The sequence below is a fragment of the Heyndrickxia camelliae genome (assembly GCF_002844575.1).
GTDB classification, from domain to species: Bacteria; Bacillota; Bacilli; order Bacillales; family Bacillaceae_C; genus Margalitia; species Margalitia camelliae.
The window spans coordinates 35,722-57,630 of record NZ_PIQO01000022.1; the positions used below are offsets into that span (position 1 = coordinate 35,722).

The window sequence follows — 21,909 nt, forward strand, 5'->3', positions numbered from 1 at the left end:
GAAGGAAAGGAGGAAACAGGAATGCCGAAAGTAGCTCTATTCAACCAAGCTGGATCACAAGTTGGAGAAGTTGAACTTAATGATTCTGTATTTGGTATTGAACCAAACGAAAACGTATTGTTCGACGCAATTATTATGCAAAGAGCATCTTTACGTCAAGGTACTCACAAAGTGAAAAACCGTTCAGAAGTTAGCGGTGGTGGTAAAAAGCCATGGCGTCAAAAAGGTACTGGACGTGCTCGTCAAGGATCTATTCGTTCACCACAATGGCGTGGAGGCGGTACAGTATTTGGTCCAGTTCCGCGTAGCTATAGCTACAAATTACCAAAGAAAGTACGTCGTTTAGCAATTAAATCTGCACTTTCTTCAAAAGTAAAAGAATCTAATATTGTTGTATTAGAATCGCTATCTTTTGATGCTCCAAAAACAAAAGAATTTGCAGCAGTTCTTAAAAACCTTTCTGTTTCTAACAAAGCATTAATTGTAACAGATGGTTCTGATGTGAATGTTGCTTTATCAGCTCGTAATATCCCTGGAATTACAGTTGTAGAAGCAAATGGTATTAATGTTTTAGATGTAGTTTCTCATGATAAATTAATTATCACGAAAGCTGCAGTCGAAAAAGTAGAGGAGGTGCTTGGTTAATGGATTCACGTGATATCATTAAGCGCCCCGTCATCACAGAACAATCTACTGATGTTATGGCTGACAAAAAGTATACATTTGAAGTAGATGTGCGTGCTAACAAAACACAAGTGAAAGATGCTGTAGAAGAAATCTTTGGTGTGAAAGTAGCAAAAGTGAATGTGATGAACTATAAAGGCAAGTTCAAACGTATGGGTAAACACGCAGGATATACAAACAAGCGCCGTAAAGCAATTGTTACATTAACTCCTGACAGCAAAGAAATCGAGTTTTTTGAAGTATAATTTTGATTTGAAAGAATAGAAGAGGAGGGAAAAACATGGCGATCAAAAAATATAAACCGACCTCTAATGGACGTCGCGGCATGACAGTATCTGATTTCGCGGAAATCACAACTGATAAACCGGAAAAATCATTACTTGCGCCTTTAAATAGCAAGGGCGGCCGTAACAACCAAGGTAAGTTAACAGTTCGTCATCAAGGTGGCGGTCATAAGCGTCAATACCGTATTATCGACTTTAAACGTGATAAAGATGGTATACCAGGACGCGTTGCTACAATTGAGTATGATCCAAACCGTTCATCAAATATCGCACTAATTAATTATGTTGATGGAGAAAAGCGTTATATCTTAGCTCCTAAAAACTTAAAAGTGGGTATGGAAGTAGTATCTGGACCAGATGCAGATATCAAAGTAGGTAATGCACTTCCGTTAGCTAATATTCCAGTAGGTACTGTTGTTCATAACATTGAGTTAAAACCTGGTAAAGGTGGACAATTAGTACGTTCTGCAGGTACTTCTGCACAAGTACTTGGTAAAGAAGGAAAATACGTACTTGTACGTTTAACTTCTGGTGAAGTTCGTATGATTCTTGCTACTTGCCGTGCATCTATCGGTCAAGTTGGTAACGAACAACACGAATTAATCAATATCGGTAAAGCAGGTCGTTCTCGTTGGTTAGGCAAGCGCCCAACTGTTCGTGGATCTGTAATGAACCCTAATGATCACCCACACGGTGGTGGTGAAGGTCGTGCGCCTATCGGACGTAAATCACCTATGTCACCTTGGGGTAAACCGACTCTTGGTTACAAAACTCGTAAGAAAAAGAATAAATCTGATAAATTTATTGTGCGTCGTCGCAAAAAATAACGCGATTGAACTACGGTTCAAAAATGGGGCCGTAGCGCAATCACGAAGGGAGGTTCGAGCATGGGTCGTAGCTTGAAAAAAGGACCTTTTGTTGATGAACATTTGATGGTTAAAGTGGAAAAGCTTAATGAATCAGACAAAAAACAAGTGATCAAAACTTGGTCTCGTCGTTCTACAATCTTCCCAGCATTTATCGGTCATACTATCGCGGTATATGATGGTCGTAAACATGTACCTGTATATGTTACAGAAGATATGGTAGGTCATAAGCTTGGTGAATTTGCACCAACTCGTACTTATAAAGGTCACGCTGGTGACGATAAGAAAACAAGACGCTAATGAGAGGAGGGCATCCCGATGCAAGCTAAAGCTGTTGCAAGAACAGTTCGTATTGCTCCTCGTAAGGCACGCCTAGTTGTTGATCTAATTCGAGGAAAGCAAGCAGGCGAAGCGATTGCTATTTTGAAGTTTACTCCAAAAGCAGCTTCACCGATCGTTGAAAAAGTATTAAAATCTGCTATTGCTAATGCAGAGCATAACTATGATTTGGACGTTAATAATCTTGTAGTTACTGAAGCATATGTAAATGAAGGACCGACACTAAAACGTTTCCGTCCTCGTGCTATGGGTCGTGCAAGCCAAATTAACAAACGTACTAGCCACATTACTATCGTAGTATCAGAAAAGAAGGAGGGATAATTCGTGGGACAAAAAGTACATCCAATAGGTTTACGTATCGGAGTTATTCGTGACTGGGAATCTAAATGGTACGCGGAAAAGGACTACGCTGACCTTCTGCATGAGGACATTAAAGTTCGTGAATACATTTCCAAACGTTTAAGCGATGCATCAGTTTCTGGTGTTGAAATTGAACGTGCTGCAAATCGTATTAACATTACTATCCGCACTGCGAAACCAGGTATGGTCATTGGTAAAGGCGGTACTGAAGTAGAAGCACTTCGTAAAGCTCTAAATGAACTAACTGGCAAACGCGTTCACATTAATATTGTTGAAATTAAGAAAGCTGATATTGATGCTAAATTAGTAGCTGAAAATATTGCTCGTCAATTAGAAAATCGTGTATCTTTCCGTCGTGCACAAAAACAAGCAATTCAACGTGCAATGCGCGCTGGTGCAAAAGGAATTAAAACACAAGTTTCAGGTCGTCTAGGCGGAGCTGATATGGCTCGTACAGAAGGCTATAGCGAAGGAACTGTTCCACTTCATACTCTACGTGCAGATATCGATTATGCACATGCAGAAGCAGACACAACTTACGGTAAACTTGGCGTAAAAGTATGGATTTATCGTGGAGAGGTTCTTCCTGCGAAGAAAAAGACTGAGGAAGGAGGAAAATAATCATGTTATTACCTAAACGCGTTAAATATCGCCGCGAACATCGTGGAAAAATGCGTGGTCGTGCAAAAGGTGGTACTGAAGTAGCATTTGGTGAATATGGTTTACAAGCTCTTGAGGCTTCTTGGATTACAAACCGTCAAATTGAAGCTGCTCGTATCGCGATGACTCGTTATATGAAACGTGGAGGTAAAGTTTGGATTAAAATCTTCCCTCACAAACCATATACTGCAAAACCACTAGAAGTTCGTATGGGTTCCGGTAAAGGTGCTCCAGAAGGCTGGGTAGCAGTTGTAAAACCAGGTAAAATTATGTTTGAAATTGCAGGTGTATCTGAAGAGGTTGCTCGTGAAGCATTACGTCTTGCTATGCATAAATTACCGGTTAAATGTAAGTTCGTAAAACGAGAAGAAATTGGTGGTGAATCAAATGAAAGCTAATGAAATTCGTGACCTTACCACTGCAGAAATAGAACAAAAAGTAAAATCTCTAAAAGAAGAGTTATTTAACCTCAGGTTCCAATTAGCTACAGGGCAACTTGAAAATACTGCTCGCATCCGTGAAGTACGCAAAGCGATTGCTCGCATGAAAACCGTGATCCGTGAAAGAGAGATCGGTGTTAACAATCGATAATGAGAGGAGGTTTGCACAATGAGTGAACGTAACCAACGAAAAGTTTACACAGGACGTGTTGTTTCTGATAAAATGGACAAAACAATAACTGTACTTGTAGAAACTTATAAAAAACACTCACTTTACGGCAAACGCGTGAAGTACTCTAAAAAGTTTAAAGCTCATGATGAGCAAAATGAAGCAAAGATCGGCGATATCGTTCGCATTATGGAAACTCGTCCATTATCTGCGACAAAACGTTTCCGTCTTGTGGAAGTCGTTGAAAAAGCTGTTATTATCTAATACAAAGTATCGGATTCATGTTTATTCCGAAGGGAGGTAAACAATATGATTCAACAAGAAACTCGTTTGAAAGTTGCTGACAACTCTGGTGCTAGAGAAGTTTTAACGATTAAAGTTCTAGGTGGTTCTGGCCGTAAAACAGCTAATATTGGTGATGTTATCGTTTGTACAGTAAAACAAGCAACACCAGGAGGCGTTGTTAAAAAAGGCGATGTCGTTAAAGCTGTTGTTGTTCGTACGAAAAGCGGTATGCGCCGTCCAGATGGTTCATACATTCGTTTCGATGAAAACGCATGTGTAATTATCCGTGATGATAAGAGTCCTCGTGGAACTCGTATCTTTGGACCTGTTGCTCGTGAACTACGTAACAATAATTTCATGAAAATCGTATCCTTAGCTCCAGAAGTTCTTTAATATAATTAGATTTATTAATCAAGGAGGTGCGATTAAGATGCATGTAAAAAAAGGCGACAAAGTAATGGTTATTACAGGTAAAGATAAAGGAAAAACAGGTGTAATCCTTGCTGCATTTCCTAAAAAAGACCGTGTGATTGTAGAAGGTGTTAACATTATTAAGAAACATTCAAAACCTTCACAAGTTAACCCACAAGGTGGAATCATTAGCCAAGAAGCACCTATTCACGTATCAAACGTAATGTTACTAGATCCTAAATCAAACGAACCTACTCGTGTAGGTTATCAAGATGTAAATGGCAAAAAAGTACGTGTAGCGAAAAAATCTGGTGAAGTTTTAGATAAATAGTTCTTAGATGAAGGGAGGTACACTACATGAACCGCCTAAAGGAAAAATACGAAAAAGAATTGACTCCTGCTTTAACAAGCAAATTTAACTATAAATCAGTAATGCAAGTACCTAAAATTGAAAAGATTGTTATCAACATGGGTGTTGGTGATGCTGTTCAAAACGCAAAGGTACTTGACAATGCCGTTGAAGAATTAACATTAATCACTGGTCAAAAACCAGTAATCACAAGAGCAAAGAATTCTATCGCGGGATTCCGTCTTCGTGAAGGTATGCCTATTGGTTGTAAAGTAACCCTTCGCGGAGAACGTATGTATGAATTCCTTGATAAATTAATTTCAGTTTCACTTCCACGTGTTCGTGACTTCCGTGGTATTTCCAAGAAGTCATTTGATGGCCGTGGAAACTATACACTTGGTGTTAGAGAACAGCTAATCTTCCCTGAGATTGATTACGATAAAGTAAGCAAAGTTCGCGGTATGGACATTGTTATCGTAACAACTGCAAACACAGACGAAGAAGCTCGTGAGTTATTAACTCTATTCGGAATGCCATTTCAAAAGTAATCGCTAAAAAAAGGGAGGCGAAAACGTGGCTAAAAAATCTATGATCGTGAAACAAAAGCGCACACCTAAGTTTGAAGTGCAAGCTTATACACGTTGCGAACGTTGTGGCCGTCCACATTCAGTAATTCGCAAATTCAAACTATGCCGTATTTGTTTCCGTGAACTCGCATACAAGGGTCAAATTCCTGGTGTCAAAAAAGCTAGCTGGTAAAACCCGAAATTGGGAAGGAGGTAAAATCTTATGGTAATGACAGATCCAATCGCAGATTTGCTTACTCGTATTCGAAATGCAAATATGGTACGTCACGAAAAATTAGAAGTTCCTGCTTCTAAAATCAAAAAAGAAGTTGCTGAAATTCTAAAGCGCGAAGGTTTTGTTCGTGATGTTGAATATATCGAAGACAACAAACAAGGAATCATCCGTATTTTCTTAAAGTACGGCACTAACAATGAGCGTGTAATCACTGGCATTAAACGTATCAGCAAGCCTGGTTTACGTGTATATGCAAAAGCTGATGAGGTTCCAAAAGTTCTTAACGGCCTTGGAATAGCTATCGTATCTACTTCTCAAGGTGTCTTAACAGATAAAGAAGCTCGTAACAAACAAGTTGGTGGAGAAGTACTAGCTTACGTTTGGTAATACTTGAAATGAACGGAGGTGCAATAGAATGTCCCGTGTAGGTAAAAAACCTATTGAGATTCCATCTGGTGTAACAATTACAGTAGATGGAAATAACAATGTAACTGTAAAGGGTCCTAAAGGCGAACTTTCTCGCAGCTTTAGTCCTGAAATCACAATTAACGTTGAAGAGAATGTAATCAATGTTACTCGTCCTTCAGAGTCAAAAACACACCGAACTTTACATGGTACAACACGTGCTTTGCTTGCAAACATGGTTGAAGGTGTTTCTAAAGGCTTTGAAAAATCATTAGAATTAGTCGGTGTTGGATACCGTGCACAAAAGCAAGGTAAGAAACTTGTTTTAAACGTTGGTTATTCTCATCCTGTTGAATTTGAACCTGAAAGTGGTCTTGAAATCGAAGTGCCTTCTAATACAAAGGTTATTGTAAAAGGTACTAGCAAAGAACGCGTCGGTGCTTTAGCTGCTAATATTCGTGACGTTCGTCCGCCAGAACCGTACAAAGGTAAAGGTATTCGTTACGAAGGCGAATATGTACGTAGAAAAGAAGGTAAGACAGGTAAATAATGCTGCTTGACAGTAAGAAAGGAGTGACCACAGATGATCACTAAGCCAGATAAAAATCAGGTACGTAAAAAAAGACATGCCCGTGTTCGCGCTAAATTAAGTGGTACTACGGCACGTCCTCGATTAAACGTATATCGTTCAAATAAAAATATCTATGCACAATTGATTGATGATATTCAAGGTGTTACTTTAGCAAGTGCGTCAACACTTGATAAAGATCTAGGATTAGAATCAACAAGCAATGTAGAGGCTGCTAAAAAAGTTGGCGAGCTAATTGCAAAGCGTGCAGTAGAAAAAGGCGTTACAAGTGTAGTATTCGATCGTGGTGGATACCTCTATCACGGACGTATTAAAGCTCTTGCTGATGCAGCTCGTGAAAACGGACTAGAATTTTAATAGAAAAAGGAGGGACAAATAGATGCGTAACATTGATCCTAACAAACTTGAATTAGAAGAACGCGTTGTTACTGTTAACCGTGTTGCGAAAGTTGTTAAAGGTGGACGTCGCTTCCGTTTCTCTGCACTAGTCGTTGTAGGAGATAGAAACGGCCATGTTGGTTTTGGAACTGGTAAAGCACAAGAGGTACCTGATGCAATTCGTAAGGCAGTTGAAGACGCTAAGAAAAACTTAGTTGAAGTACCTATGGTTGGTACAACAATTCCACACGAAGTAATCGGTCGCTTTGGCGCTGGTTCCATTCTTATGAAGCCAGGTTCACCAGGTACCGGTGTAATTGCTGGTGGTCCAGTTCGTGCGGTACTTGAGTTAGCTGGTGTAGCTGATATTACATCTAAATCTCTTGGTTCCAATACACCTATCAATATGATTCGTGCGACAATTGAGGGTATTAAACAATTGAAGCGTGCGGAAGATGTTGCAAAATTACGTAATAAATCAGTAGAAGAACTGTTAGGATAAGGAGGGAATTATAATGGCAAACAAATTAGCAATTACCCTCACTCGTAGCTTGATCGGTCGTCCTCAGGATCAACGTGAAACAGTTAAAGCTCTTGGTTTGCGTAAAGTAAATCAAACTGTTGAGCATGAAGATAATGCAGCTATTCGTGGTATGATCACAAAAGTTGCTCATCTTGTAACAGTAAAAGAACAGTAATGTAAATTTCTTTATATAAGGAGGTGCCGACAATGAAACTTCATGAATTACAACCTGCAGAAGGTTCACGCAAAGAGCGTAATCGAGTTGGACGTGGTATTGGTTCCGGTAATGGTAAGACTGCTGGTAAAGGACATAAAGGTCAAAACGCTCGTTCAGGCGGCGGTGTTCGTCTTGGTTTTGAAGGTGGTCAAACACCATTATTCCGTCGTTTACCAAAACGCGGTTTCACTAATATCAACCGAAAAGATTATGCTGTTGTAAATCTAGATGCATTAAATCGCTTTGAAGACGGTACTGAAATTACACCGGCTCTTCTTATCGAAACAGGAGTTGTAAGCAAAGAGAAGGCAGGAATTAAAATTCTTGCAAATGGTAAGCTTGAGAAAAAGTTATCTGTAAAAGCTCACAAATTCTCCTCTGCTGCTAAAGAAGCAATTGAAGCTGCTGGCGGAACTACCGAGGTGATTTAATGTTCTCGACAATCTCCAATTTTATGCGTGTGAAAGATATTAGACGTAAAGTTTTCTTTACACTTTTAATGTTAGTCGTTTTTAGAATTGGAGCTTATATACCTGTTCCATTTGTAAATGCGGCTGCATTGGAAGCGAATGATCAAAATGGATTCTTTAATATCCTAAATACTTTTGGCGGTGGAGCTCTTTATAAATTCTCTTTGTTTGCAATGGGAATTATGCCATATATCACTGCTTCCATCATCGTACAATTATTACAAATGGACGTTATTCCGAAGTTTACGGAATGGTCTAAACAAGGTGAAGTGGGACGTCGTAAATTGGCTCAATTTACACGTTACTTCACAATTGTCCTTGCTTTTATAGAAGGTATTGGTATGGCTTATGGATTCAACTCCTTAACTCAGGGACAATTAATTATGAATCCGAGCTGGGGAACCTACCTAATCATTGCTGTTGTTTTGACAGCCGGAACTGGATTTTTAATGTGGTTGGGTGAACAAATCACAGCTAATGGCGTTGGTAATGGTATTTCCATTCTGATTGCTGCAGGTATTGTTGCCAGAGTACCAAATATGATTAGTCAAATATATGATCAACAATTTAAAAATGCTGGCCAACAGTTGTTTTTAAAGATTGTTATCTTATTAATACTAATTCTTGTTGTGATTGCTATTGTAGTCGGAGTAATTTTTGTCCAACAGGCACTAAGAAAGATTCCGATTCAATATGCACAACGTCTTTCTGGTCGTAATCCTGTTGGAGGACAAACGACACATTTACCTTTAAAAGTAAATGCAGCAGGGGTTATTCCAGTTATCTTTGCGGTATCGTTTATCGTGGCACCAAGAACCATTGCATCATTTTTTGGTTCCAACAATGTAACGGATACGATACAATGGGTATTTGATTATACGAAACCGCTGGGTGCTATAATCTATGTTGCATTAATTATAGCTTTTACTTATTTCTATGCATTTGTTCAAGTGAATCCAGAGCAAATGGCTGATAACTTGAAGAAACAAGGTGGGTATATTCCGGGAATTCGCCCTGGTAAAAATACGCAAGAGTATCTTACGAGGGTACTATACCGCTTAACATTTGTGGGATCTATATTCCTAGCGGTTGTATCGATTTTACCGGTTATCTTTACTACGTTCGCAGGGTTACCGCCAGCTGTTCAAATCGGTGGAACAAGTTTACTTGTTATGATCGGTGTGGCACTTGATACGATGAAACAATTAGAATCACAGCTTGTAAAGCGTCATTATAAAGGTTTTATTAAGTAATACTGTGTTTTAGGAGCAAGAGCTTGTTCCTAAAACATGGATTAAGTCTTAAGGGGGAAGTACTAGTGAATTTAGTGCTAATGGGTCTTCCCGGTGCCGGAAAAGGAACACAGGCTGAAAGAATCGTGGATAAGTATCATATTCCGCATATCTCTACTGGAGATATGTTCCGCGCTGCTATTAAAGAAGGCACGGAACTCGGTTTAAAAGCCAAGTCCTTTATGGATAAAGGTGAACTTGTTCCAGATGAAGTAACTATCGGCATTGTTCGTGAACGTTTAAGCAAAAAGGATTGTGAAGCAGGTTTCTTACTTGATGGATTTCCTAGAACGGTGCCACAAGCGGAAAGCTTAGAAGCAATTCTTTCTGATTTAAATATGCAAATTGATTATTGTATAAACATTCAGGTAGACAAGGAAATTTTAATGGAACGTTTAACAGGACGCCGTATTTGCAAGAATTGTGGTGCCACTTATCATCTTGTCTTTAATCCTCCTGCAAAGCCAGGCGAATGTGATCGCTGTGGCGGAGAATTATATCAAAGAGCTGATGATAATGAAGAAACCGTTCAAAACCGTTTAGAGGTTAACATTAAACAAACTCAGCCCCTACTTGATTTTTATGAGCAAAAAGGATACTTGCGTAGTATAAATGGTCAGCAGGAAATAAATAAAGTTTTTGCTGATATTGAAAATTTACTTCAAGGATTAGTAAAATAATCTTTTAAGCTAATAAATTATAAAGAAACAGGAATTACAATACTAAATTGGATGTAATTGCTGAAAAATTTCTTATGCGGATTGATGCAATTCCTTCTTATAAACGTTATAATGGAATGCGTGGGTGCATATGTGCTTAAATGAACAAAGAAATTTGTTCTCAACATTTCAAATGATCGTTCCTAAGATGGAAGCATCTATCATCTTTAGCGATGTTAATTTATAATGGCTGTCATGGTGATTCTTTATGGACCTATCCTTTAGGTACAATTGACATAGAAACCGGGAAGCTATTAGAGGTGACTTGAGAAATCACTAATCATGGCTTACAAGAATGAAAGCCTGGTGAGCGTCTTTCGAACATCTCTCATGCGATTCATTAATTGTCGTAGCAAAGGGCTTTTCTCTGTTGGCAAGTATGCCGAACATAGGATTGGTCAAGAATTACATGAAGACACACCAATACCTCGTTACTTTTGTAAAAGAGGTATTAAATGTGGTCCCAAATGTTAGATAGAAGGGAGACTGGTTCGGTGGCGAAAGACGATGTTATCGAGGTTGAAGGAACTGTAAGTGAAACTTTGCCAAATGCAATGTTTAAGGTAGAATTAGAGAACGGCCATACCGTATTAGCACATGTTTCCGGTAAGATCAGAATGCATTTTATTCGTATTTTACCAGGAGATAAAGTTACGGTTGAGCTTTCTCCATATGATTTGACACGCGGAAGAATTACGTATCGTTATAAATAATATGAAATGCACTCCGTACTGTTAAGGAGGTAAAGACAAATGAAAGTCAGACCATCAGTAAAGCCAATCTGCGAAAAATGTAAAGTTATTCGTAGAAGAGGTAAAGTCATGGTTATTTGTGAAAACCCTAAACATAAACAAAAACAAGGATAATTTGAAGGAGGTGCGCTTTTTCAATGGCACGTATTGCAGGTGTTGACATTCCACGTGATAAGCGTGTAGTGATTTCATTAACTTATGTCTATGGTATTGGTAAACCAACTGCTCAAAAGGTTTTAGCTGAAGCAGGTGTATCTGAGGATACTCGCGTTCGTGATTTAACAGAAGAAGAGTTAAACAAAATTCGCGATATTATTGATAAACTTAAGGTAGAAGGTGACCTTCGCCGTGAAGTTTCTTTAAACATTAAACGTTTAATGGAAATTGGTTCTTACCGTGGTTTACGCCATCGTCGTGGCTTACCAGTTCGCGGTCAAAATACGAAGAACAATGCTCGTACTCGTAAAGGTCCTCGTAAAACTGTAGCAGGTAAAAAGAAATAATTAGCAAAGGAGGTTTCTTAATAGAATGGCACGCAAAACTAATACTCGTAAACGTCGTGTGAAAAAGAATATCGAATCAGGTGTTGCACACATTCGTTCTACATTTAATAATACAATCGTAACAATCACAGATCCACATGGTAATGCTCTTGCTTGGTCAAGTGCAGGTGCGCTTGGATTTAAAGGTTCTCGTAAATCTACTCCATTCGCAGCACAAATGGCAGCTGAAACTGCTGCAAAAGCTTCTATGGAACACGGTATGAAAACTCTTGAAGTAACTGTTAAAGGCCCTGGCGCTGGACGTGAAGCTGCAATTCGTGCACTTCAAGCTGCAGGTCTAGAAGTAACAGCTATTAAAGACGTTACACCAGTTCCACATAATGGATGCCGCCCACCAAAACGCCGTCGTGTTTAATTTTTTCTGTATGAGATTTTGTATCCCTGTCTATAATGGGATATGATATGTTTTAAAAACAGATTAGATTAATCCAGTTGTTGTGCACAAACGGGAATGTATACATGGGGAATTTCGGGTTTTAGAATAAAATTCTTACCGGGGTTTCGACGTTTTGAAGGAGGGTAAATTTGAATGATAGAAATTGAAAAACCAAAAATTGAAACGGTTGAGGTCAACGATGATGCATCTTATGGAAAGTTCGTCGTAGAACCGCTTGAGCGTGGATATGGTACAACTTTGGGTAACTCCTTACGTCGTATCCTATTATCCTCACTCCCAGGTGCCGCTGTCACGTCTATTCAAATAGATGGGGTAATGCATGAGTTCTCAACAATTGAAGGCGTCGTAGAAGATGTTACATCTATTATCCTAAATCTTAAGAAACTAGCTTTGAAAATATACTCTGACGAAGAGAAGACGCTTGAAATTGATGTACAGGGAGAAGGAGTCGTAACGGCTGCGGATATTACACATGATAGTGATGTAGAAATCTTAAACCCAGATTTATATATTGCTACTTTAGGAAAGAATGCTCATTTCCGTATGCGTATGTCTGCTACAAGAGGTCGCGGTTATACACCAGCTGATCTTAATAAACGTGAGGATCATCCTATTGGAGTTATTCCTATTGACTCTATCTACACTCCTGTTCAACGTGTAAACTACCAAGTGGAAAATACACGTGTCGGACAATTGTCCAACTATGACAAGCTCTCACTCGATGTTTGGACTGATGGCAGCATTGGACCAAAAGAAGCCATTTCTCTTGGTGCAAAGATTTTAAATGAGCATTTAAATATCTTTGTCGGATTAACGGATGAGGCTCAAAATGCTGAGATCATGGTTGAAAAAGAAGAGGATCAGAAAGAAAAAGTTCTTGAAATGACCATTGAAGAATTAGATCTTTCCGTTCGTTCCTATAACTGTTTAAAACGTGCCGGTATCAATACTGTTCAGGAATTGGCTAACAAGACTGAAGAGGATATGATGAAGGTTCGTAACTTAGGTCGTAAGTCTTTAGAAGAAGTAAAAGCTAAGTTAGAAGAGCTTGGTTTAGGCTTAAGAAAAGACGATTGATTAGAAAAGTAAAAATTCAACAAGGGAGGGAAACTTCATGCCTTACAGAAAGTTAGGACGTACAAGTGCCCAACGTAAAGCATTACTTCGCGATTTAGCAACTGACTTAATCATCAACGAACGCATCGAAACAACTGAAGCTCGTGCGAAAGAATTACGTTCAGTTGTTGAAAAGATGATTACTCTTGGTAAACGTGGTGATTTACACGCACGTCGTCAAGCTGCTGCTTACATTCGTCATGAAATCGCAGATGCTGAAACAAACCAAGATGCAGTTCAAAAGTTATTTGGTGATATTGCTACTCGTTATCAAGAACGCCAAGGCGGATACACTCGTATCATGAAAATGGGTCCTCGTCGCGGTGACGGTGCACCAGTAGTTATTATTGAACTAGTTTAATATCTTTTTACATCAAGGGCAGGACAGTTATTCATAACTGCTTCAATGCCCTTTTTGTTTAACTTTAAAGCTATCAGAGTGTTATGATGGGCATCGCCCTTTTATTAGATGTCCCGTCTAGCTCCTTGTATCCCTCTCCATCTCTTTAAAAAGAGTTATGATCAAAAGGGCGCGCACAACCTTGGAGAGGGGTGCGGGCTTTTTTATTTATATTGTAAATTCTCCTTTAACGAACAATTAGATGAGCAGAGAAAGAGGATAGATATTAGAATTTAGACTAGCTTAGAATGAGGAGGAAAGAGGATGGCAGAATCCGTAATCTCTTTAAATAATATATTTTTTAAATATGAAGACCAGGAGCAATATGCACTTGAAGATATATCTTTACAAGTGATGGATGGAGAATGGCTTGCAATTGTTGGTCATAATGGTTCCGGAAAATCAACATTAGCAAAGCTATTAAACGGACTTCATTTCCCGGAAAAAGGGGAAGTAAATGTAGATGGTATTTCTTTATCAGAAGAAACTGTTTGGGATGTAAGGAAACGAATCGGAATGGTATTTCAGAATCCGGATAATCAATTTGTAGGGACAACTGTTCAAGATGATGTGGCTTTTGGTTTAGAAAACAATGGAATACCTCGAGAAGTGATGGTTGAAAGGGTACATGACGCTTTAGAAAAAGTCAATATGTCTGCCTTTCTGAATCAAGAGCCACACCATTTATCCGGGGGACAAAAGCAAAGAGTGGCTATTGCAGGGATTATCGCATTGCAACCGAAAGTAATTATATTAGATGAGGCCACTTCTATGTTAGATCCTAAAGGAAGATTAGAGGTTATTAATACCATTCGGGAACTGAAAGATGAAACTGGATTAACCGTAATTTCGATCACACATGATTTGGAAGAAGCGGCGAGGGCCGATCGTATTATTATCATGAACGGCGGCAAGGTATACAGAGAAGGTACCCCTAGTGACATATTTGCGATGGATGAAGAGTTGGTCAAATTGGGCTTGGATATTCCTTTTTCGATTAAAATGACAAAGTCATTGAAAGAAATTGGCTATCCTTTATCAACATATTATCTGACAGAAGAAGAATTGGTGGATGCATTATGGACATTACACTCGAACAAGTAGAATACAAATATCAAGCAGGTACACCATTTGAAAGACTAGCACTTCATGATATTAATCTCCAAATACCACAAGGGCAATATTTAGCGATAATTGGACATACAGGTTCAGGCAAATCAACTTTATTACAGCATCTCAATGCATTACTACAGCCCACAGCAGGGAAAATCACAATAGGTGATCGAACCGTAATATCTGGAAAAAAAGAAAAACAACTTCGCCCAATTAGGCAAAAGGTAGGAATCGTATTTCAATTTCCGGAACATCAGCTTTTTGAAGAGACTGTAGAAAAGGATATTTGTTTCGGTCCGATGAATTTTGGCATTACTAAGGAAGATGCCAAAAAGCGTGCAAGAGAACTAATTTCACAAGTTGGCTTGCCGGAGGACGTACTTACGAAGTCACCATTTGATTTATCAGGCGGACAAATGAGAAGGGTTGCGATTGCTGGCGTTTTAGCAATGGAACCAGAAGTTCTCGTTTTGGACGAACCCACTGCTGGTCTCGACCCACGAGGTCGGAGAGAAATTATGGATATGTTTTACCGATTGCATAAGGAAAAAGGACTTACTACCATTCTCGTAACACATAGTATGGAGGATGCTGCAATGTATGCCGATGAAATTGCTATTTTGCAGCAGGGTGAATTAAAGCAAAAAGGAACGCCTCGTGAGATATTCACTGCAGCTGAAGAGCTAATGTCATTAGGACTAAATGTTCCAGATGTAGTTCGTTTTCAATATTTGTATGAGGAAAAATTTCAAATGAAATTAGGAAAAACATGCCTCACTATTGAAGAATTAACTGAGGTATTAAAGAATGTTGAAATGCGAGGTGTACGGGTATGATGGAGAAAATGATATTCGGGAGATATGTACCGGCAGATTCCATTGTTCACCGTCTAGATCCACGCTCAAAGCTAATATTTGTATTTGCTTTTATTTGTATTGTTTTTTTAGCTAATAATTTCATTACTTATGCAATCTTAACCGTTTTTACTTTTCTTCTTATATATATATCGAAAATTCCATTTCGTTTTTTTATAAATGGATTAAGGCCAGTTCTCTGGTTAGTGCTCTTTACATTGGTATTGCATTTGTTTTTCACGAAGCAAGGTCATCTTCTCTTTCATTTTGGAATTATTAAGATATATGAAGAAGGGGTAAAGCAAGGGATTTTTATTTCATTGAGGTTTATGAATTTAATATTCGTCACTTCTTTATTAACGTTAACTACATCACCCATTTCATTGACAGATGGTTTAGAAACATTATTAAATCCACTAAAGAAAATTAAATTTCCTGTACATGAATTGGCTTTGATGATGTCGATATCTTTGCGATTCATTCCTACAATAATGGACGAGACGGATAAAATTATGAAAGCACAAATGGCCCGAGGGGTCGACTTTTCTAGCGGTCCACTCAAGGAGCGGATTAAAGCAATTGTTCCGCTATTAATTCCTCTTTTTGTAAGCTCCTTTAAACGTGCAGAGGAGCTAGCAACTGCGATGGAAGCAAGAGGTTACCGAGGCGGGGAAGGAAGAACAAAATATCGGTTGTTACTATGGCACTTATCCGATACGTCAAGCTTGATTGTATTGGTTTTCATTACAGCAATACTAACTATTCTACGATCATAACGAGGTTCTCTATGTCACGTTATAAATGCATTATTTGTTATGATGGATCCGGATTCTGCGGGTATCAAATTCAACCGAAGGATCGCACTGTCCAAGGGGAGCTGGAAAAGGCTCTCCGCAGGATTCATAAGCAGCAACATATTGTAGTGGAAGGATCGGGAAGGACAGATGCAGGTGTTCATGCAATCGGCCAAGTCATCCATTTTGATTCACCACTAGATATTCCTATTGAAAAATGGCCAACAGTTCTAAATACGACATTGCCAGATGACATTCTGGTAAAAAGCGCTGAGCTAGTAGAAGATGATTTTCACGCTAGACATATGGCAGTGGGGAAAGAATATCGGTATCGGGTATACACAAGCAGGGTAAAGGACCCGTTTAAACGTTTTTATTCACATCATTATCCATATAAGTTGGATCTTCATGCAATAGAAAAAGCAATGAAATACTTTCTTGGAACTCATGATTTCACAAGTTTTTGTTCGGCAAAAACGACGGTTTCGAGCAGGGTAAGAACGTTGCAGGAAATCAGTTTTACCCAGGAAAAAGACGAACTGATATTTAAATTTGTCGGAGATGGATTCTTATATAATATGGTGCGAATTATTATGGGGACCTTATTAGAAGTTGGAAGAGGTAGAAAAAAACCAGAACAAATACCCATGATAATTGAACAGAAAAATAGAAAACTAGCCGGAAAAACGGCAGGTCCAGAAGGATTATATTTGTGGAAAGTGTTCTATGAATAGAGTGCATTTTATTAGGGGACTACCTTACTGTGTTTCCTTTATCTCAGTCGTAGACTACAAAGGTGAAATTACACTTCCAATTTCACTCATCCGTACGCCGAAAATCAAGGCACTTACGCTTTTCGAGATGTCTAGCTTCAGTGCCTATCGGCTAGCGGATTTCTCCGTCTTCTCCCTACGATAAGTCAACATCAGCTCGGGAACTATCTCACTGTGTTTCCTTTATCTCAGTCGTAGACTACAAAATCCGTACGCCGATAATCAAGGCACTTACGCTTTTCAATTAAAACAACTAATCCAGGTGTAANATCCGTACGCCGATAATCAAGGCACTTACGCTTTTCAATTAAAACAACTAATCCAGGTGTAACATTGTCTTGACATTGACGTCAGAAAAAGATATTATAACCTATGGTATTGTTTTTAACCCCACGATAAGCCCCGGAAACTTATTGTGATGAAATAAATACAAGAGAATGGATATTTTTTATTTTTAGGAGGGTAACGAATGCGTACTACGTATATGGCTAATGCAAATACAGTTGAACGTAAATGGTATGTTGTAGACGCTGCTGGCAAGACTTTAGGTCGCCTAGCTAGTGAAGTAGCATCTATTTTACGCGGTAAACATAAACCAACTTTCACACCACATGTTGACACTGGTGATCATGTTATTATCATTAACGCATCTCAAATCGAATTAACTGGTAAAAAACTAACTGACAAAATTTACTACCGTCATACTCAATTTGCAGGCGGATTAAAGACTCGTACAGCAAACGAAATGCGTACAAACTATCCTGAGAAAATGCTAGAACTTGCTATTAAAGGCATGCTTCCAAAAGGTTCTCTAGGACGTCAAATGATTAAAAAATTACATGTTTATGCAGGTGCAGAACATCAACATCAAGCACAAAAACCGGAAGCTTACGAACTTCGCGGATAATTTCAAAGGGAGGGTATTATTTTGGCACAAGTTCAATATATCGGAACAGGACGTCGTAAAAGCTCTGTTGCACGTGTACGCTTAGTTCCAGGTAACGGCAACATTGTGATTAACGGTCGTGACGTACAAGACTATATTCCATTTGCAGCATTAATCGAAGTAATTAAACAACCTCTAGTTGCTACTGAAACTCTTGGCAGCTATGATGTATTAGTAAATGTTAACGGCGGTGGATTTACTGGCCAAGCTGGCGCAATCCGTCATGGTATCGCTCGTGCGTTACTACAAGCAGATCCTGCTTACCGTGCAACATTAAAACCAGCAGGTCTATTAACTCGTGACCCACGTATGAAAGAGCGTAAGAAATACGGTCTTAAAGGTGCTCGTCGTGCGCCTCAGTTCTCAAAACGTTAATATGGACGTTTCAAAGACTCTCAGTCATTTTGGCTGGGGGTCTTTTTTTATGCGTAAAAATGCTTTTGTCAATAACACTATAAAAACCTTTGATAGTATAAATGGATTTTCATGTACAGGGATGGTCAATCAAGGCAAATTATACGTTGTACACACGTACCACTAACAATTGGATATGGGGTTGTTCACAATTTGTATAAATTAAGAGGTTTTAGGTAAATATACCATTGTTCTTATAAAAAATATGATTTGTTAAGGAGGGAATAGGGCACAAAGTGGAAAGTACATCATTAGAATTCATCAAATACTAATATTTCATAATGTAAGGAGGGTATTCTCGTGAGGCGTTTTTTTAAGGCAACAGGTTCAGTTTTGCTGGCTAGTATGGTCATTATTGGCTGTCAGTCAAATAATAACAAGAACAATGCAAATAACCAGGGAGAAAACAAGAAAACAACCCAAAATCAAGCAAATCAGGCAAAGGAAACGGGGTTTCCAAATTGGGGTTATGACCTTCAACATACCCGACATGTGCCCTATAAAGAGATTACAAAAGATAATGTGAAAAAGATGGGGATTGTATGGCAGCAGGATATCCTGGATTGGAATAAAGATGTCCCTAACTTACAGGAGGACTTTCCTGTCGTACATGACGGGGTTATGTACGTAACTAGTGCTAAAAATCATGTGTTTGCAATCGATGCCGCAAGCGGAAAGAAAATTTGGGCATGGACACCTCCAAAGAATGTAATGGACCATATCAATAGTTTACCATGGCAATCCAATGTGGCAAGCAGAGGTGTCGCTGTGGCAAATGGAAACGTATATGTCTTGATGATTGATAATCGGCTAGCCAAACTTGATGCGAAGAACGGTAAGCTGTTAAAAATGGTCAATTTCTGGGATCATGAGCCGTCCATCAAGTTAGAAAACAGATACTATGAATCTTCGGCTCCAATGTATTATGATGGCAACATTTACGTTGGAAGCAGCGGTGGTGATAATGGTACAAGAGGTTTCGTATGGGCTTTTAAAGCGGATACCCTTGAGCCACTATGGAAAGAACCGTTCTGGACTGTTCCTGAAAGAGGAAAGGGTTGGGCGAAGGGTAAGTATACCGGTGGAGGGTCTGTATGGACGCCAATGTCGTTTGATCCAGATACTGATATGATGTATTTTGCTGTAGGAAATCCAGCGCCGGACTTTTATGATGCAGATAGAAAAGGAAAAAATCCGTACACCGATTCTATTGTTGCTTTAGATAGTAAAACAGGAAAGTTTAAGTGGGCATCCTCCCAAGTCGATCACGATGTCTGGGATTATGACGCTGCTGCAACACCGATGATACTTAATGCAAAGGTTGGCGGGAAAAAACAAAAGGTTGTGGTTGAAGGCGGTAAGAATGGAAAGTGGTATGCATGGGACGCAAAAACAGGGAAAACCATTTATGATGGTGTACCATTTGTCAAAATCCAACATTCTTCCGTACCGAGCGACGAGAGTAAAGTTAAACTACAATGGCCAGGAACGCCAGGTGGAGAAAGCTATGCTCCACAGACCTATGACCCTGATACCAACTATGTGCTGATTCCGGGTATTAACAGCCCGAATTTAATGGTTGCAGCTAAAGATGCAAAAGAGATAGCAAAAGATAATAATACATTCCCAGGTACAAAAATACTACCTTTACCAAAAGATGTTGATGTTTCTGGAACCATTACAGCAATTGATATGAATACGGGGAAAAAGGTATATCAAAGAAAAACGGACGATCCGATGTATGGAGGATTCACAAGTACTGCTACAGGTCTTGCCTTTTATGGAGAATTGGGCGGAAAAGTGAATGCTCTTGATATTAAAAACAATAAAGTGTTATGGAGCATGGACAGTGGAGGAAAACAAATCAAAATGGCACCATCCGTTTATACCGTTGACGGCAAAGAATATGTTGCGGTGATTACAGGTGGTACGAAGGTAGTTGTTTATGGACTGGGTGGTAAGTTAAAACCTGGTGCAGTTAATAAAAATGCAAAATTACAAGGGCAAGCAGATGTTGTTAAAGTTGACCCGATGGCTGTTTACAAAAGAAGTTGCGTATCTTGTCATGGGGATAATCTTCAAGGTGCAACTGCTCCAAATCTTCAACACATAGGTAAAACAATGTCCAAACAAGACATATTGAATCAAATCTTAAACGGTGGCGACCGCATGCCGGCAGGCTTGGCTAAAGGTAAAGAGGCAGAAGCATTAGCAGATTGGCTTTCTAAAAAGAAATGATGCATTTTACGAAACAATCCGAGTCCGGTCTTTTTACACGGACTCAGATTGTTTCAAAAAAAATCTTGCAAAGTGGCGAAAAATATAAATAAAAGAGGATGGTGGAAAATGAGGAATTTAACGAAATATACCGTGCGATTCATTGGTGTTGCCTTATTCATTTCCTTGACCTTTGGATTTGCCTCCCCTACTTTAATCAATGCACAATCTCAATTAGGCTCGTCCGTGGATAACGGAATTAGGTTAACAATCAATGATTATTCCATCATAAACCACGGACAAAACATTGTGCTGCATTATACGATACGTTCTAATTCAAATATACAAATTAAGCCCGGGACCACTAGCTTGGTTGAAAATCCGCATATTTGGATTGGACATACGTTAGTTCGTGAGGAGAAAGAAACATTCAAGAGAGTGAGTAATAACGAGTATAAAGGAACAATTATTGCTCAACTACAACATTACAGACCAGATAATTCAACAATGTCTATTCACACACATGGATTATTGAATCAAAAGGGTCAATGGACAGTTAAATTTACTCTTAGGACCTCACAATACTAAGCTAGTTGTTGAGAGACTAAAGCGTCCCGTATCATCTTTTAAAATGGTACGGGATTAATCTTTTGAACTGGTATTTATTTACCGTTTACGATTTAAGAAAAATTTATAGAAACAAAAAGAAGAGCCCTAGACTAGTCTAAGGCTTTTGTCATTTCAAAGTATCTATTTTTGTATTTGAAAGTTAATTGTCCACATACCCTTTTGGTTAGAAATAGAATCAGTACTGAATACCACGTTAGAGATGGCAGGTCTATATTGTGGCAGGTCAACCTTTATGGCGCCTTGGTATTTTTGATTGCTAATTTTTTTATGCCATGCATCTTTTCCTCGAACTACGCTGCTTCCAATTGAAAAGTCCAAATCTTTTATAAGAGCCAAACTATCATCATTTATTAGAGAACCTGATGCCGTTTGAATAGTATAATGTACGATCATTTCTTGGCCATAATGTTGAATTTTATAGTTATCAAGCGTAAGTTTAATCCCCTTATCTTCCGACGATCCAAGAATCGATTCCGCCCTCAAATGCTTGGAATCAGCAAATGTCCATCCTACAAGTAGGCAAGTAAGTATTACAAAAGCGCGCAAAAAATACTTTAACCTTAAGTACATCTTCACTAAAATCACCATCCTATTATTGTTTACGGTTTGTGTGCATACGGCTGACTAAATGGAACTCTCTGTGCAAAAATTTGAAGGTCTTAGCGTTATGTTAACCTTTGGTTATAGATTTTCACTATT

The 21,909-nt window shown here is 38.8% G+C and carries 36 protein-coding genes; 35 read left to right on the forward strand and 1 reads right to left on the reverse strand.

The window, feature by feature from the left end; all coding sequences use genetic code 11:
• Nucleotides 1-21: 21 nt before the first annotated feature.
• From rplD to CWO92_RS20905, 35 genes are all read left to right on the forward strand, one after another.
• Complete coding sequence (gene rplD / locus CWO92_RS20735) at nt 22-645, forward strand: 50S ribosomal protein L4 (RefSeq protein ID WP_101356118.1); 624 nt, start codon at nt 22-24, stop codon at nt 643-645.
• Nucleotides 645-929: a 50S ribosomal protein L23 gene (rplW, locus tag CWO92_RS20740; RefSeq protein WP_101356119.1), complete on the forward strand. Its 285-nt coding sequence runs from the start codon at nt 645-647 to the stop codon at nt 927-929. Before rplD ends, rplW begins: the two co-directional genes overlap by 1 nt.
• A 35-nt stretch (nt 930-964) precedes the next feature.
• The gene (rplB, locus tag CWO92_RS20745; protein ID WP_101356120.1) at nt 965-1,795 is read left to right on the forward strand and encodes a 50S ribosomal protein L2; all 831 of its coding nucleotides are present in this window, start codon (nt 965-967) and stop codon (nt 1,793-1,795) included.
• A 60-nt stretch (nt 1,796-1,855) separates the two neighbouring features.
• Entirely contained in the window at nt 1,856-2,134 is a 279-nt protein-coding gene (rpsS, locus tag CWO92_RS20750; protein ID WP_101356121.1) for a 30S ribosomal protein S19, read from the forward strand.
• A gap of 18 nt (nt 2,135-2,152) precedes the next feature.
• Complete coding sequence (gene rplV, locus CWO92_RS20755; protein ID WP_101356122.1) at nt 2,153-2,494, forward strand: 50S ribosomal protein L22; 342 nt, start codon at nt 2,153-2,155, stop codon at nt 2,492-2,494.
• 3 nt (nt 2,495-2,497) lie between these two features.
• Nucleotides 2,498-3,154, forward strand: coding sequence for a 30S ribosomal protein S3 (gene rpsC, locus CWO92_RS20760; protein ID WP_101356123.1), 657 nt, complete (start codon nt 2,498-2,500; stop codon nt 3,152-3,154).
• Between the two features lie 2 nt (nt 3,155-3,156).
• Nucleotides 3,157-3,591, forward strand: a complete 435-nt coding sequence (rplP, locus tag CWO92_RS20765; protein WP_101356124.1) for a 50S ribosomal protein L16 — start codon at nt 3,157-3,159, stop codon at nt 3,589-3,591.
• Entirely contained in the window at nt 3,581-3,784 is a 204-nt protein-coding gene (gene rpmC, locus CWO92_RS20770; RefSeq protein WP_003351417.1) for a 50S ribosomal protein L29, read from the forward strand. Before rplP ends, rpmC begins: the two co-directional genes overlap by 11 nt.
• A gap of 18 nt (nt 3,785-3,802) precedes the next feature.
• Nucleotides 3,803-4,066, forward strand: a complete 264-nt coding sequence (gene rpsQ / locus CWO92_RS20775) for a 30S ribosomal protein S17 (protein WP_058005972.1) — start codon at nt 3,803-3,805, stop codon at nt 4,064-4,066.
• 45 nt (nt 4,067-4,111) lie between these two features.
• The gene (gene rplN, locus CWO92_RS20780; RefSeq protein WP_055737809.1) at nt 4,112-4,480 is read left to right on the forward strand and encodes a 50S ribosomal protein L14; all 369 of its coding nucleotides are present in this window, start codon (nt 4,112-4,114) and stop codon (nt 4,478-4,480) included.
• Between the two features lie 37 nt (nt 4,481-4,517).
• Nucleotides 4,518-4,829, forward strand: a complete 312-nt coding sequence (gene rplX / locus CWO92_RS20785) for a 50S ribosomal protein L24 (protein ID WP_101356125.1) — start codon at nt 4,518-4,520, stop codon at nt 4,827-4,829.
• Nucleotides 4,830-4,855: 26 nt separating this feature from the next.
• Nucleotides 4,856-5,395 carry a 50S ribosomal protein L5 gene (gene rplE, locus CWO92_RS20790; RefSeq protein ID WP_101356126.1) on the forward strand — a complete coding sequence of 180 codons (540 nt, stop codon included), beginning with the start codon at nt 4,856-4,858 and terminating at the stop codon, nt 5,393-5,395.
• Nucleotides 5,396-5,420: 25 nt separating this feature from the next.
• Nucleotides 5,421-5,606 carry a type Z 30S ribosomal protein S14 gene (locus tag CWO92_RS20795; protein ID WP_055737812.1) on the forward strand — a complete coding sequence of 62 codons (186 nt, stop codon included), beginning with the start codon at nt 5,421-5,423 and terminating at the stop codon, nt 5,604-5,606.
• 30 nt (nt 5,607-5,636) lie between these two features.
• The gene (rpsH, locus tag CWO92_RS20800; RefSeq protein ID WP_101356127.1) at nt 5,637-6,035 is read left to right on the forward strand and encodes a 30S ribosomal protein S8; all 399 of its coding nucleotides are present in this window, start codon (nt 5,637-5,639) and stop codon (nt 6,033-6,035) included.
• A 28-nt stretch (nt 6,036-6,063) separates the two neighbouring features.
• Nucleotides 6,064-6,603, forward strand: a complete 540-nt coding sequence (gene rplF, locus CWO92_RS20805; RefSeq protein WP_101356128.1) for a 50S ribosomal protein L6 — start codon at nt 6,064-6,066, stop codon at nt 6,601-6,603.
• A 33-nt stretch (nt 6,604-6,636) separates the two neighbouring features.
• Nucleotides 6,637-6,999, forward strand: a complete 363-nt coding sequence (gene rplR, locus CWO92_RS20810; RefSeq protein WP_101356129.1) for a 50S ribosomal protein L18 — start codon at nt 6,637-6,639, stop codon at nt 6,997-6,999.
• Between the two features lie 22 nt (nt 7,000-7,021).
• Nucleotides 7,022-7,522, forward strand: a complete 501-nt coding sequence (rpsE, locus tag CWO92_RS20815; RefSeq protein WP_101356130.1) for a 30S ribosomal protein S5 — start codon at nt 7,022-7,024, stop codon at nt 7,520-7,522.
• Nucleotides 7,523-7,535: 13 nt separating this feature from the next.
• Entirely contained in the window at nt 7,536-7,718 is a 183-nt protein-coding gene (rpmD, locus tag CWO92_RS20820; RefSeq protein WP_101356131.1) for a 50S ribosomal protein L30, read from the forward strand.
• A 32-nt stretch (nt 7,719-7,750) separates the two neighbouring features.
• Nucleotides 7,751-8,191, forward strand: a complete 441-nt coding sequence (rplO, locus tag CWO92_RS20825) for a 50S ribosomal protein L15 (RefSeq protein ID WP_101356132.1) — start codon at nt 7,751-7,753, stop codon at nt 8,189-8,191.
• A complete protein-coding gene (secY, locus tag CWO92_RS20830; RefSeq protein WP_101356133.1) occupies nt 8,191-9,483 on the forward strand; it encodes a preprotein translocase subunit SecY in 1,293 nt (430 codons plus the stop codon). Before rplO ends, secY begins: the two co-directional genes overlap by 1 nt.
• Nucleotides 9,484-9,548: 65 nt before the next feature.
• Nucleotides 9,549-10,202, forward strand: a complete 654-nt coding sequence (locus tag CWO92_RS20835; protein WP_101356134.1) for an adenylate kinase — start codon at nt 9,549-9,551, stop codon at nt 10,200-10,202.
• A 533-nt stretch (nt 10,203-10,735) separates the two neighbouring features.
• A complete protein-coding gene (gene infA / locus CWO92_RS20840; RefSeq protein ID WP_055741079.1) occupies nt 10,736-10,954 on the forward strand; it encodes a translation initiation factor IF-1 in 219 nt (72 codons plus the stop codon).
• Nucleotides 10,955-10,993: 39 nt separating this feature from the next.
• A complete protein-coding gene (rpmJ, locus tag CWO92_RS20845) occupies nt 10,994-11,107 on the forward strand; it encodes a 50S ribosomal protein L36 (protein WP_000868344.1) in 114 nt (37 codons plus the stop codon).
• A gap of 23 nt (nt 11,108-11,130) precedes the next feature.
• Nucleotides 11,131-11,496, forward strand: coding sequence for a 30S ribosomal protein S13 (rpsM, locus tag CWO92_RS20850; protein WP_055737821.1), 366 nt, complete (start codon nt 11,131-11,133; stop codon nt 11,494-11,496).
• 25 nt (nt 11,497-11,521) lie between these two features.
• Nucleotides 11,522-11,911, forward strand: a complete 390-nt coding sequence (gene rpsK / locus CWO92_RS20855; protein WP_055737822.1) for a 30S ribosomal protein S11 — start codon at nt 11,522-11,524, stop codon at nt 11,909-11,911.
• A 174-nt stretch (nt 11,912-12,085) separates the two neighbouring features.
• Nucleotides 12,086-13,030 carry a DNA-directed RNA polymerase subunit alpha gene (locus CWO92_RS20860; RefSeq protein ID WP_101356135.1) on the forward strand — a complete coding sequence of 315 codons (945 nt, stop codon included), beginning with the start codon at nt 12,086-12,088 and terminating at the stop codon, nt 13,028-13,030.
• 37 nt (nt 13,031-13,067) lie between these two features.
• On the forward strand, nt 13,068-13,430 hold the full coding sequence (gene rplQ / locus CWO92_RS20865; protein ID WP_101356136.1) for a 50S ribosomal protein L17: 363 nt from the start codon (nt 13,068-13,070) through the stop codon (nt 13,428-13,430).
• A gap of 303 nt (nt 13,431-13,733) precedes the next feature.
• The gene (locus CWO92_RS20870; RefSeq protein WP_101356137.1) at nt 13,734-14,573 is read left to right on the forward strand and encodes an energy-coupling factor ABC transporter ATP-binding protein; all 840 of its coding nucleotides are present in this window, start codon (nt 13,734-13,736) and stop codon (nt 14,571-14,573) included.
• Nucleotides 14,549-15,418 carry an energy-coupling factor ABC transporter ATP-binding protein gene (locus CWO92_RS20875; RefSeq protein WP_101356138.1) on the forward strand — a complete coding sequence of 290 codons (870 nt, stop codon included), beginning with the start codon at nt 14,549-14,551 and terminating at the stop codon, nt 15,416-15,418. Before CWO92_RS20870 ends, CWO92_RS20875 begins: the two co-directional genes overlap by 25 nt.
• A complete protein-coding gene (locus tag CWO92_RS20880) occupies nt 15,415-16,212 on the forward strand; it encodes an energy-coupling factor transporter transmembrane component T family protein (protein ID WP_101356139.1) in 798 nt (265 codons plus the stop codon). The genes CWO92_RS20875 and CWO92_RS20880 overlap by 4 nt, the downstream gene beginning before the upstream one ends.
• Before the next feature lie 11 nt (nt 16,213-16,223).
• The gene (gene truA / locus CWO92_RS20885) at nt 16,224-16,964 is read left to right on the forward strand and encodes a tRNA pseudouridine(38-40) synthase TruA (RefSeq protein WP_101356140.1); all 741 of its coding nucleotides are present in this window, start codon (nt 16,224-16,226) and stop codon (nt 16,962-16,964) included.
• A gap of 508 nt (nt 16,965-17,472) precedes the next feature.
• Nucleotides 17,473-17,910, forward strand: coding sequence for a 50S ribosomal protein L13 (rplM, locus tag CWO92_RS20890; RefSeq protein WP_101356141.1), 438 nt, complete (start codon nt 17,473-17,475; stop codon nt 17,908-17,910).
• A 21-nt stretch (nt 17,911-17,931) separates the two neighbouring features.
• Nucleotides 17,932-18,324 carry a 30S ribosomal protein S9 gene (rpsI, locus tag CWO92_RS20895; protein ID WP_101356142.1) on the forward strand — a complete coding sequence of 131 codons (393 nt, stop codon included), beginning with the start codon at nt 17,932-17,934 and terminating at the stop codon, nt 18,322-18,324.
• 339 nt (nt 18,325-18,663) lie between these two features.
• Complete coding sequence (locus CWO92_RS20900; protein WP_101356143.1) at nt 18,664-20,601, forward strand: outer membrane protein assembly factor BamB family protein; 1,938 nt, start codon at nt 18,664-18,666, stop codon at nt 20,599-20,601.
• Between the two features lie 108 nt (nt 20,602-20,709).
• Entirely contained in the window at nt 20,710-21,168 is a 459-nt protein-coding gene (locus tag CWO92_RS20905; protein WP_101356144.1) for a hypothetical protein, read from the forward strand.
• A 162-nt stretch (nt 21,169-21,330) separates the two neighbouring features.
• On the opposite strand, the gene CWO92_RS20910 is transcribed toward CWO92_RS20905, so the two are convergent.
• Nucleotides 21,331-21,786, reverse strand: a complete 456-nt coding sequence (locus CWO92_RS20910; RefSeq protein WP_101356145.1) for a hypothetical protein — start codon at nt 21,784-21,786, stop codon at nt 21,331-21,333.
• Between the last annotated feature and the right edge of the window lie 123 nt (nt 21,787-21,909).